At 36.6% G+C, this 12,426-nt stretch carries 8 protein-coding genes and 1 tRNA gene; 7 read left to right on the forward strand and 2 right to left on the reverse strand.

Annotation, left to right across the window (positions count from 1 at the left end; genetic code table 11):
* Nucleotides 1-5: 5 nt before the first annotated feature.
* From GXX20_12275 to GXX20_12285, 3 genes are read left to right on the forward strand one after another with little or no spacing between them, the layout of a single operon-like run.
* The gene (locus tag GXX20_12275; protein HHW32423.1) at nucleotides 6-593 is read left to right on the forward strand and encodes a 1-acyl-sn-glycerol-3-phosphate acyltransferase; all 588 of its coding nucleotides are present in this window, start codon (nucleotides 6-8) and stop codon (nucleotides 591-593) included.
* A gap of 15 nt (nucleotides 594-608) precedes the next feature.
* Nucleotides 609-2,729: a bifunctional 4-hydroxy-3-methylbut-2-enyl diphosphate reductase/30S ribosomal protein S1 gene (locus tag GXX20_12280; protein ID HHW32424.1), complete on the forward strand. Its 2,121-nt coding sequence runs from the start codon at nucleotides 609-611 to the stop codon at nucleotides 2,727-2,729.
* A gap of 23 nt (nucleotides 2,730-2,752) precedes the next feature.
* Entirely contained in the window at nucleotides 2,753-3,532 is a 780-nt protein-coding gene (locus tag GXX20_12285) for a protein-glutamate O-methyltransferase CheR (GenBank protein ID HHW32425.1), read from the forward strand.
* A 101-nt stretch (nucleotides 3,533-3,633) separates the two neighbouring features.
* Here the strand turns inward: GXX20_12285 and nifJ are convergent, their stop codons facing one another.
* On the reverse strand, nucleotides 3,634-7,161 hold the full coding sequence (gene nifJ / locus GXX20_12290; GenBank protein ID HHW32426.1) for a pyruvate:ferredoxin (flavodoxin) oxidoreductase: 3,528 nt from the start codon (nucleotides 7,159-7,161) through the stop codon (nucleotides 3,634-3,636).
* 292 nt (nucleotides 7,162-7,453) lie between these two features.
* A tRNA-Leu gene (locus tag GXX20_12295) sits at nucleotides 7,454-7,540 on the reverse strand.
* Between the two features lie 143 nt (nucleotides 7,541-7,683).
* Here GXX20_12295 and GXX20_12300 point away from each other — a divergent pair.
* The 4 genes from GXX20_12300 (at nucleotide 7,684) to GXX20_12315 (ending at nucleotide 12,365) form a co-directional block, all read left to right on the forward strand.
* Nucleotides 7,684-9,081: a UDP-N-acetylmuramoyl-L-alanine--D-glutamate ligase gene (locus GXX20_12300; protein ID HHW32427.1), complete on the forward strand. Its 1,398-nt coding sequence runs from the start codon at nucleotides 7,684-7,686 to the stop codon at nucleotides 9,079-9,081.
* Nucleotides 9,082-9,156: 75 nt separating this feature from the next.
* Nucleotides 9,157-10,206 (forward strand): M42 family metallopeptidase, encoded by a 1,050-nt coding sequence (locus GXX20_12305; GenBank protein ID HHW32428.1) that lies wholly within the window; start codon nucleotides 9,157-9,159, stop codon nucleotides 10,204-10,206.
* Nucleotides 10,203-11,243, forward strand: coding sequence for a M42 family metallopeptidase (locus GXX20_12310; GenBank protein ID HHW32429.1), 1,041 nt, complete (start codon nucleotides 10,203-10,205; stop codon nucleotides 11,241-11,243). The genes GXX20_12305 and GXX20_12310 overlap by 4 nt, the downstream gene beginning before the upstream one ends.
* A gap of 135 nt (nucleotides 11,244-11,378) precedes the next feature.
* Nucleotides 11,379-12,365, forward strand: coding sequence for a M42 family metallopeptidase (locus GXX20_12315; GenBank protein HHW32430.1), 987 nt, complete (start codon nucleotides 11,379-11,381; stop codon nucleotides 12,363-12,365).
* Nucleotides 12,366-12,426: the final 61 nt, after the last annotated feature.

Raw genomic sequence — 12,426 nt, forward strand, 5'->3', positions numbered from 1 at the left:
TTCCTTTGAGGACACTGGGACGGATCCTTTCAGTAATTATACTTAGTTTATTATATAGAATAGAAATAATCGGAAGAGAAAATATCCCTGAAAAAGGCCCGGCCATTCTTTGCGCAAATCATAAAAGTTTATTGGATATGTTCTTGCTGGGGTATAGGATTAAGAGATGGATACATTGGATGGCAAAAGAGGAGTTATTCAGAATTCCTATTCTGAAGAGTATTTTAGTTAATTATGGAGCCTTCCCTGTTAAGAGAGGGAAAGGCGATATTGGCTCAATAAAAGCATCATTAAAAATACTGGAAGATCAACATATTTTAGGCATATTTCCCGAAGGCACAAGAGTAAGTAAAAAGAAAAAAGGTGAGTATAAAGTTAAATCCGGGGTGGCTTTAATAGCCGTGAATGCCCAGGTTCCAATTATTCCTGCCGCCATAGTGGGAAACTATAAACTTTTTAGTCCTATGAAGGTTATTTACGGTAAACCATTTTATTTGGATGTTGATAAAAATAAAAAGTACAGTAAGGAAGAATTGCAATCTATAAGCCAAGACATTATGAATAAGGTTTATTTATTGATGGAGGGGCACTGATTGGAGGTATATTGATTGGAAATCTTGCTAGCAAAAAATGCCGGTTTTTGTTTTGGGGTAAATAACGCTATAAAATTAGCATATGAAATAGCTGATAACGTCAATTCCTCAGAAAATATATATTCTCTTGGATCTTTGATTCATAATGAACAGGTTGTGGCAGATCTCTCATCAAAAGGAGTTAAAAAGGTCAACCATATTGATGAAATTGAAGAAAATGGGTATGTTATTATAAGAGCTCATGGAGTTGCCCCGGAGGTTTATAGAAGACTTGAAGAAAAGAATTTAAAGATAATAGATGCCACCTGCCCTTATGTAAAAAGAATTCAAAATCTGGCAGCGAAAAAACACGAGGAAGGATTTAGTATCATATTGTTAGGTGACCCGAAACATCCTGAAGTAGTAGGCATTGATGGATGGTGTGAAAATAAGGCATTTATTATCAACGATATTGGAGATGTAGATAATCTGCCTGATGATCTGGAAAAAATTTGTCTGCTATCCCAGTCAACAATGTCAAAAGATAGATGGAATAGTATTAAAGAAGCTATAAATAATAAGTTTAGAAATGTAGTTATTTATGATACAATATGTAATGCAACAAGCAATAACCAAAGGGAAGCAGAGGAGATTGCAAAAAAGGTTGATTTAATGTTTGTTATAGGCAGTAAAAAAAGTTCAAATACCCAAAAACTATTTGAAATTTGCAAAAAGTACTGCCTTGAGTGTTATAATATTGAAACATCCGGTGACTTCCCGCCGGTTGATATAAGTAAATACAATAAAATTGGAATTACTGCCGGATCCTCAACACCGGACTGGATAATCAAGGAGGTTATACACAAAATGGAAGAAATGAATAACAAACCAATGGAGGAAATGAATGATCAATCTAGTGAATTAAGTTTTAAGGAGGCTTTTGAGAAGTCACTGGTTACACTCCATTCAGGTGAAGTAATTAAAGGAAAAATTATTGGTTTTAATGATAATGAAGTTTTTGTAGACATGGGTTATAAGTCTGATGGAATAATACCTATGGAAGAATTTACAGATGAACCTGATTTCAGCAAGGATTCCCTAAAAGTCGGGCAGGAGATTGAAGCTTTTATAGTTAGGGTAAATGACGGAGAAGGAAATGTTTTGCTTTCAAAAAAGAAAGCAGATGCTTTAAAGAGTTGGGATATCATTGAAGAAGCCTATGAGAACAAAACGCCTATAAAAGTAAAAGTTATTGAGGTTACCAATGGAGGATTAATTGCCAACGCCAAAGGTTTAAGAGTTTTTATTCCTGCTTCTCAGGTAGGAGAAAAATTTGTTAAAGATTTAAGCTCATACCTTATGCAAACCATTGAAATAAGAATAATTGAATTTAATAAGCAAAAGAAAAAAATTGTAGGTTCTGAAAGAGTAATACTTACAGAAAAAAGAAACAAACTTGAAGCTGATTTCTGGAATAACATAGAAGCAGGAAAGACTTATAATGGAGTTGTAAAGAGTATTACAGATTTTGGTGTATTTGTAGATTTAGGCGGCATAGATGGGCTTGTACACATATCAGAATTATCCTGGAACAGAATCAAACATCCCTCCGAAGTTTTGAAAGTGGGAGACAATATTGAAGTTACCGTTCTCGAGTATGATAAAGAAAAAAAGAAAATTTCACTGACACACAAGAAGCCTGAGGACAACCCCTGGTATAAAGCCGAAGAGAAGTACCAGGTAGGTAATATTGTAAGCGGTACTGTTGTCCGTCTGGTACCCTTTGGTGCTTTTGTTGAGTTGGAAAAAGGTGTTGACGGGCTGGTTCATATTTCACAGATTTCAAATGTTAGATTGGCAAAGCCCGGTGATGTTTTAAAAGTTGGTCAAAAGGTCGAAGCAAAAATAATAGAATCTGATATTGAAAATAAAAAAATAAGCTTAAGTATTAAAGAAGTAAATCCTATTGACCCTGAGCCAAAGGAAGCACAGCCGTCAGCAGAGGAAAAAGTTGAAAATAAAGCAGATAATAAAGCAGATGATAAAAGGGAGAATAAATCTGAAAGTAATTCTGAAGAAGAACTTCCAACTGAACATAAGGAAGAATTAGATTTAAAAATAGGTGATTTATTAAAAGATTATAATAATTCAAATTAGAAATGGCTGTATTTTGTTGAGGTATGGATTACAAAGAGTTTAAGGCTGAGATACTGAAATTATTTGACATTAATCTGGACTTCTATAAAGAAAAACAGATGAAGAGAAGAATTGATTCTCTTATTAGCAAAAATAAGTATAATAACTACAGAGATTATGTGCAGGCTTTAAAAGGCAGCACTAATCTCTTTAGTGAATTTCTTGATTATATAACTATTAACGTATCTGAATTTTATAGAAATCCGGAGCAATGGGATATATTAGGAAAAGAAGTAATACCATTGCTTTTTAAAGAATCAAAAGAAGATTTAAAAATCTGGAGTGCTGCATGTTCGACAGGGGAAGAACCTTATACTCTTGTAATGGTTTTAAACAGGCATTTACCTTTTAATAAAATCAATATTCTTGCTACTGATATCGACAATAATGTTCTCAAAAAAGCAAAGGAAGGTATCTATAGTAGCAAGAGTATTGAAAAGCTGCCTCAAGACCATGTGAGTAAGTACTTCATTAAGGAACAGCATAATTACAGGATTAAAGATGAAGTTAAAAACTGTGTTAATTTTAAGCAGCATGATTTGCTTAAAGATGATTATCCGAAAGGTTTAGATTTGATTGTTTGCAGAAATGTGTTGATTTACTTTACAGAAGAAGCAAAAAACCAGATTTACGAAAAGTTTAATAAATCACTGAAAACAGGTGGTATTTTGTTTGTAGGAAGCACTGAACAGATTCTCTCAAGTGCAAAGTATGGATTCAGGTCTATAAGGACGTTTTTCTATAAGAAGGAAAGGGATATATAGAACTTTTTGGCCAAATATAATTATATTATTATAACAAAAAATTGGGTTGGTTTATTACCAACCCAATTTTTGTTTGATCTGTTTCCTAAACTGATTATTAATTAGCCATTTTCTGCAAGTCTCTTATAAGTTTCGTATCTTTCTTTTGCATTCTGTTCAGCTATTTCGAACAGCTTCTCAGCATTTTCAGGGAATGTCCTTGTTAGTGATGAATATCTTACTTCACCCATGATGAAATCTCTGAAGGAAGCTGTGGGTTCTTTAGAATCAAGAATAAACGGATTCTTGCCTTCTTTTTTGAGCAGAGGATTGTATCTGTACAGATGCCAGTAACCGGCTTCAACTGCTCTCTTTTCTTCTTGCTTGGTTGAACCCATTCCAAGTTTCAGACCATGGTTAATACAAGGAGCGTAGGCAATGATAAGTGATGGTCCCGGATATGCTTCTGCTTCTATAAGTGCTTTTATCAATTGATTCGGGTTTGCACCCATGGCAACCTGAGCAACATAAACATAACCGTAGGACATTGCTATAAGTCCAAGGTCCTTCTTCTTGGTAACCTTACCTGATGCAGCAAATTGAGCTACTGCTCCTGTTGGAGTAGCCTTGGAGGACTGACCGCCGGTATTGGAATATACTTCAGTATCAAATACCAGAATATTTACATCTTCACCTGATGCTAATACATGGTCAAGACCGCCGAAGCCTATATCATATGCCCAACCGTCTCCACCAAATATCCATTGGGATTTTTTAATAAGGTAGCGTTTTCTGTCAAGGATTTCTTTGAACAGTTGCTTAGCTTTTTCATTATTTCCGGAATAAGACTCAAGTTTTTCAACTAATATTACAGAAGCTTTCTTTGATCCTTTAGCATCGTCTTTATTATCCATCCAGTCTTTTAAAGCTGCTTTAATATCTTCATCAATATCAAGAGTTAATGCTTCCTGGCAGCAAGCATAGATTTTATTTCTAATCTGGCTTACACCAAGGTACATTCCATATCCGTATTCTGCATTATCCTCAAAGAGAGAGTTTGCCCAGGATGGTCCACAGCCTTTTTTGTTTGTTGTGTAAGGCATTGATGGTGCACTTCCGCCCCAGATTGAAGAACAACCCGTAGCATTTGCTATCATCATTCTGTCACCAAACAGCTGAGTAACCAGCTTAGCATAAGGAGTTTCACCACAACCTGCGCAGGCGCCGGAGAACTCAAGATAAGGAACTTCAAACTGACTTCCTTTTATTGTATCCTTACTCATAGGATTCTCTTTCTCTGAGAGGCTCATGCTGTATTCCCAGTTTTCTACCTGAGACATTTGTGTTTCAATTGGTTTCATAATTAATGCCTTTTGTTTGGAAGGACAAACATCAGCACAGCTTCCGCAACCAGTACAATCCAGAACTGATACCTGTATACGGTATTTATAGTTTTCAAGGCCTTTTCCAATTGCTTTCTTGGTTTCATATCCTTGAGGTGCATTATTGGCTTCTTCTTCAGTTAACAGGAACGGCCTGATTACAGCATGTGGACATACAAATGAACACTGATTGCACTGGATACAATTATTAATCTGCCATTCAGGAACATCAATGGCAATTCCGCGTTTTTCATATTTTGAAGTACCGCTTGGGAAAGTACCGTCTTCAATTCCTGTAAATGCGCTTACAGGCAGATTGTCTCCTTCCTGTCTGTTCATGGGTTCAAGAATGTTCTTGATAAAATCAGGTACGTTCCTTTCCTGTTCAGGTTCATCTTGTGCATTAAGCCATGATTCTGGTATATCAATTTTCTTAAGGGCGTCAATACCTTTATCAACTGCCATATAGTTCATGTTAACAACTTTTTCGCCCTTTTTCCCGTATGTGTCACTAATAGCTTTTTTCATATAATTAACAGCATCATCAAGAGGAATGATGTTAGCAAGCTTAAAGAAAGCAGCCTGCATGATCATGTTGATTCTTCCACCGAGGCCTATTTCTTTTGCAATATTTACAGCATCAATTGTATAGAAGTTAACTTTACGTTTTGCCAGAATCCTCTTCATTTTGGCAGGAAGATGTTCTTCAAGTTCCTTTTCATCCCATGAGCAGTTCAGCAGGAACACACCGTTTTCTTTAACATCTGAAACCATGTCATATTTATTGACATAGGAAGGATTATGACATGCAACAAAGTCTGCCATCTTAATGTAGTATGTTGATTTTATAGGCTTCTTTCCAAATCTTAAGTGGGAGATGGTAACTCCACCGGATTTCTTAGAGTCATATGCAAAATATCCTTGAGCATACATATCTGTATGATCGCCAATAATCTTTATAGCATTTTTATTGGCACCAACAGTACCGTCTGATCCAAAGCCCCAGAATTTGCAGCTTATTGTTCCTTCTGGAGTTGTATTTACATATTCACCAACTTCAAGAGAAGTGAATGTAACATCATCAACAATACCAATTGTAAAATGGTTCTTCGGATTATCTGATAAAAGATTATTGTAGACTGCGATAATCTGAGCAGGAGTTGTATCTTTTGAACCAAGTCCATAACGTCCTGCAACTATTACCGGTCTGTCGTCTCTATCAAAGAATGCAGTACAAACATCAGCATATAAGGGTTCACCAACAGAACCAGGTTCTTTTGTTCTGTCAAGTACTGCAATCTTCTTAACTGTAGAAGGAATTACAGCCAATAGATGTTTTACTGAGAAAGGTCTGTAAAGACGCACTTTTACAAGTCCGACTTTTTCACCTTTACTCATAAGGTAATCAATAGTTTCTTCTATTGTGTCACATACAGAGCCCATGGCTATAATTATTCTGTCAGCATCCGGGGCACCATAGTAGTTGAACAGGCCGTAATTTCTTCCGGTTAACTTATTAATTTCGTTCATGTAATATTCAACAACTTCCGGCAAATTGTTATAGAACTTGTTGGATGCTTCTTTGGCCTGGAAGAAGATATCAGGATTCTGTGCAGTACCTCTTATCTTTGGAGCTTCCGGATTTAGCGCATTATTCCTGAAAGCATTCAGAGCTTCGTAATCAACAAGCTTTGCGAAATCATCATAATCAATAACTTCAATTTTCTGAATTTCATGGGAAGTTCTGAATCCGTCAAAGAAGTGTAAGAAAGGAACTCTTCCTTTAATTGCACTCAAATGTGCAACGCCGCCTAAATCCATAACTTCTTGCGGATTAGATGAAGCCAACAGGGCAAAGCCTGTCTGACGGCATGCCATAACGTCTGAGTGATCTCCAAAAATTGAAAGCGCATGTCCTGCTATTGCACGTGCAGATACATGGAATACACCCGGAAGTAATTCACCGGCTATTTTGTACATATTCGGGATCATCAATAAAAGTCCCTGAGATGCTGTGAAAGTGGTTGTAAGAGCTCCTGCTGCCAATGAACCATGAACTGCTCCTGCAGCACCGGCTTCAGACTGCATTTCTACTACTCTTACTTCTTGTCCGAAAATATTTTTTCTACCATGAGCAGACCATTGGTCAATATTTTCTGCCATGTTAGATGACGGAGTAATCGGATAAATAGCTGCTACTTCTGTAAAAGCATATGCGACATGAGAAGCGGCAGTGTTTCCATCCATTGTTTTCATTACTTTACTCATACTTTTTGCCCCCCTAATTGTTTATTCCGTCTAAAGCACCTTAATAAGCGCTATGTTCTAGATAAAAATGCATTTGCATATTGTATACACAGATATTATATCATATATTGGCGTAAAATGAACTATTTTTTTTCTACGGTTTAACAATTATGGATATGGTTAAAATTTATATATAACAACAGCAAAAATTAAAACATGGAAACATAGTTATTCATTTACGTTGTTAAAATTAAAGTTTATAATAGGAGTGATGACAGAAAAAAAGCTTTCAAAGATAAACCTTGAAAGCTTTTGGTGCGAGAAACAGGACTTGAACCTGCATGTCCTTGCGAACACTAGAACCTGAATCTAGCGCGTCTGCCAATTCCGCCATTCTCGCAAAACCAAGTGCATAACATATTGTACTAGAAAGTAAGAAAAATTTCAAGTATTATTTTTTTTGTACAATTAAAATTAAGGCAGTATTATTTATTTAATATTATATTAAATTATATAAAAGATTATTGTAAGGGAGGAACCTTATTGAACAACAAACTAGCTGAATTTAAAAACCAAATTAAAGATAAAAAAGTTGCTATACTGGGAATCGGAATAAGTAACACACCTTTGGCAAAATATCTGAATAGTATCGGAGTAAAAGATATAACCGTATTTGACAGAGCTGACAGAAACAAACTGGAACCTACTCTTAAGAATCTGGAAGGTTTAAATATCAGATATAGTCTGGGAGAGAACTACCTGGATCAGTTAAAGGGCTTTGATATTATTTTCAAAACGCCGGTGGTAAGGTTTGACATACCAGAGCTTGTCCGTGAGAGAGAGCGGGGTGCAGTAATAACATCAGAGATGGAAGTGTTTCTTGAACTCTGCCCGGCCCAGGTATTTGGTGTTACAGGTAGCGATGGAAAGACCACGACGACTACCCTTATATATAATATTTTAAAGCAAAAGGGATATAATTGCTGGCTGGGTGGAAATATAGGAACTCCGCTGCTTGATAAAATTGACGAAATAAGGGAAACTGACAAGGTAGTCCTTGAACTTAGCAGTTTTCAGCTTCATACCATGAAATCAAGTCCGGATGTATCGGTGGTTACTAATGTATCTCCCAATCATCTTGATGTACATAAGTCAATGGAAGAATATACAGATGCCAAGAAAAATATTTTCAGGTACCAGACTTCAGCAGACAGATTAGTGGTTAATTATGACAATGAGATTACCAGGAAGTTCGCAGACGATGCAAAAGGTAAAACTGTGTTTTTCAGTAGCAGTAATACACTGAAAGAGGGAGCGTTCCTAAAAGACGGATATATTGTTTATAGAGATTCAGACAGTGAAAAATATATTGTTGATATAGAGAGCATACTGCTTCCTGGTATGCACAATGTTGAGAATTACCTGGCTGCCACTGCTGCTGTAATAGACTATGTGGAGCCTGGTGATATTGAAAAGGTAGCCAAAACATTCAAGGGCGTTGAGCATAGAATGGAACTTGTAAGGGAAGTGGGAGGTGTAAAGTTCTATAATGACTCTATAGGATCCAGCCCATCAAGAACAATTGCCGGATTAAAGGCTTTCAAACAAAAAGTTATATTAATTGCAGGAGGATATGACAAAAACATTTCTTACGAAGACATGGGCACAATTATTGTGGATAAAGTGAAGAAGCTTATTCTTCTGGGACCCACCGCACCTAAAATTGCAGCTGCTCTGGAAAATGAAATTAAAAGAACCGGTAAAGGTTCAGATATTCCCGTGATTTTTTGCAAGACTTATGAAGAAGCTGTAGAAAATTCTTACAGGGATACGGTTAAGGGAGATATTGTTGTGCTTTCTCCGGCAAGTGCAAGTTTTGATATGTTTAAGAATTTTGAAGAAAGAGGAAATAAGTTCAAGGAACTGGTAAATATGTTGTAATTGGATAAAGATTTGAATTGTTTTTTTAAATATTTGTAAATGCTATATTATCAGTTTAAAGAATGGAGGGATTCTGTGGAACAGGTGGATTTGTTGAAAGAATTGACACAACGTAATGCTGTTACAGGCTATGAAGAAGAAATGACACTGTTTATTAAAGATATTTTTCAGAAATACTGCCACATTGTTGAAGTTGATAAGTTTTATAACGTAACAGGTCTAATAAAAGGTAAAGGTAACAACAATAAAAAGATAATGGTTACAGCTCATATAGATGAAGTTGCTTTGATCGTAACAAGCATAGATGACAAAGGGTTTATTAAAATTTCAGGATTAAACGGGGTTGATCCCAAAATTCTTCTTGGGCAGGAAGTAATTATACATGGTAAAAAAGAAGTATACGGTGTTATAGGAGCAAAACCGCCTCATCTGTTAAATTCTGAGGAAAGAAAAAAAGCCGTTAAAATGAAAGATTTATGCATTGATACTGGATTAAAGGCTGATAAAGTAAAGGAATATGTATCTGTAGGAGATATGGTAACTTTTTATACTAGTCCTCTTTTGCTAGAAAAAAATAAAATCAGCTCAAAGACTCTGGATAACCGTTGCGGGGTTGCCGCACTTCTGGAAGCAATGAAAGAGATAGTTTCTATGAAACATGATTCAGATATTTACTTTATTACTACCACTCAGGAGGAGTTCAGCATGGCAGGAGCAGTATCTGCAGCATATAATATTGAACCTCATTTGGCTATTGTAATAGATGCAACTCATGGGGAAACTCCCGACACTTCAAAGGATAATTCCTTCGCACTTGGGAAAGGTCCTGTAATTGCAGTGGGACCAAATATGCACAAAAAAGCTACAAAGAAGCTTATTGATACTGCCAAAGCTGAAAACATTCCTTATAACACAGAAGTATTATCCGGGGACTCAGGAACAGAAGCATGGGGTATACAGGTTTCCCGGAACGGAATACCTGTAGTTCTTGTTTCAATACCTGTAAGATATATGCATACAGCGGTAGAAACCGCCCATTTGGATGATATAAGGAATACCGGAAAGCTTGTGGCCAGATTTATTTTATCTGCGGAAAAAGAAATGGAGGCGGTTTTGTGTCTATAGAAGATGTTTTAGTACATATCAAAAATCTAACTGAGTTAGCAGGTGTGTCAGGCAGCGAAGACAATGTCAGAGCTTATATTAAAGAAAAAATAAGGCAGTATGTTGACAATATTACGGTTGATTCCATTGGTAACCTGATTGCATACAAGAAAGGCCGTTCTTCAAAATTAAAGGTGATGCTGGCAGCACATATGGATGAAGTTGGCTTTTTGGTATCAGGATATACCGATGCAGGATATATAAAGTTTAAAAAAGTCGGGGGGATTGATGACAGGATTCTCCCAGGCAAAAGAGTTCTTTTAGGTGATAAAAAAATTCCGGGAGTTATTGGCTCAAAAGCTATCCATATGCAAAATGATGATGAGTTTGAATCTAATGTTAAACTGGAAAAAATGTATATAGATATAGGCTGTGATAAGAAAGATGAAGCAGAAGCACTTGCTCCTCTAGGAGAATATATAGTGTTTAATACACAGTATTCAGAACTGGAAGGGGATAGTATTAAAGCCAAGGCTTTGGATGACAGGGCTGGTTGTGCAGTAATTATGGAATTGCTGAAAAATACTTATGATTTTGATTTATATGGCTGCTTTACCGTACAGGAAGAAGTAGGCTTAAGAGGCGCAGAGGTAGCAGCTTATGCAGTTAACCCGGATATCGCAGTCATTATAGAATCAACTACCTGCTCCGATGTTTCTGATGTTGAAGAATATGATTATTCAACTATTTACGGAGAAGGAGCCGCCATTAGCTTAATGGATAAAACCACTTTATATGACCGGAATCTAGTAGATTTTATTTATAATATTGCAATAAAAAACAACATTAAAGTCCAGCTAAAAAAGACTGTATCTGGAGGAAATGATGCAGGACCTATACAACGTACACGAGAAGGTGTAAAAGTTGCCACTATTTCCATTCCTTGCAGATATATACATTCACCTGTTTCCCTGATAAACAAGAATGACCTTTTTAGCTGCCTTAATATAATGAAATTATTTCTTAAACAAATCAAGGACTGTCCGGGACTGAAGTAATGCAGAAGCAAGGGCGAAGCAAGGGGACGGTTCTCGTGCTTCGATGGAAGCAAGGGGACGGTTCTCGTGCTTCCAAAGGACAAACAGATGAAGGAGTATCTTGATTGAACGATACAAAAAATGGAGGGTAAAGATATGTTGGATTTGTTGAAAAGGCTGGTTGACGCTTTTGGTGTTTCAGGCAACGAAACTCAGATAAGAAAAGTTATAGAGGATGAAATTAAGGATTTAGTTGATGAAGTAAGAACAGATGTTATGGGGAATCTCATTGCCGTAAAAAAAGGAAGGGGCAAAAAAATAATGGTAGCTGCCCATATGGATGAAATTGGAGTTATTGCAACTCATATTGACGATAAAGGTTTTATAAGGTTTTCCAACGTGGGCGGACTATGGCCTTATACTTTATTAGCCCAGAAGGTGAGATTTTCTAACGGAGTAGTTGGCTCTGTATATTATGAAAAGAAATTAGAAGATATAAAGAAGCTAAAATTATCTAATATGTATATTGATATCGGTGCAGGAAACAAGGAAGAAGCTGATAAAAAAATTAGAATAGGAGATACAGCATGTTTTGTCGGGGAAACTATACAAGCAGATGACATGGTGATTTCCAAAAGCTTGGATAACAGAAGTGGTTGTGCGGTTGTTATTGAGGCAATAAAGAATATGCCCGAAACAGAGAATGAAATATATTATGTATTTACAAGCCAGGAGGAAGTAGGCTTAAGAGGCGCTAAGACAGCCGCTTACCAATTGAAACCTGATATGGCTATTGCAATTGATGTAACCGCTACTGGTGATACGCCGGAAAGTCCGGTAATGGAAGTAAAATGTGGATCAGGGCCGGCAATCAAAGTTAAGGACAGCTCAGTTATATCCCATCCTAAGGTTAGGAAGCTTCTTGAAGAATGTGCAAAAGAAATAAATATTCCATACCAGCTTGAGGTTTTAAGCGGCGGGGGAACTGATATAGGCTCTATACATGTATCTGTTGGAGGAGTTCCTTCCGGGGCAATTTCCATACCTTGCAGATATATACATACTCCTGTGGAAATGGTAAGCCTTAAAGATCTTGAATATGCTGTAAAACTGCTGGTAAAAGCACTTTGTAACAAAGAATAAACATTCCCGGAAGCGGGAGAACCGTCCCCTTGCTTCTGCCACCGGAAGCAGGAGAACCGTC

This window comes from Clostridiaceae bacterium, from assembly GCA_012840395.1.
In the GTDB taxonomy this organism is placed as follows: domain Bacteria; phylum Bacillota; class Clostridia; order Acetivibrionales; family DULL01; genus DULL01.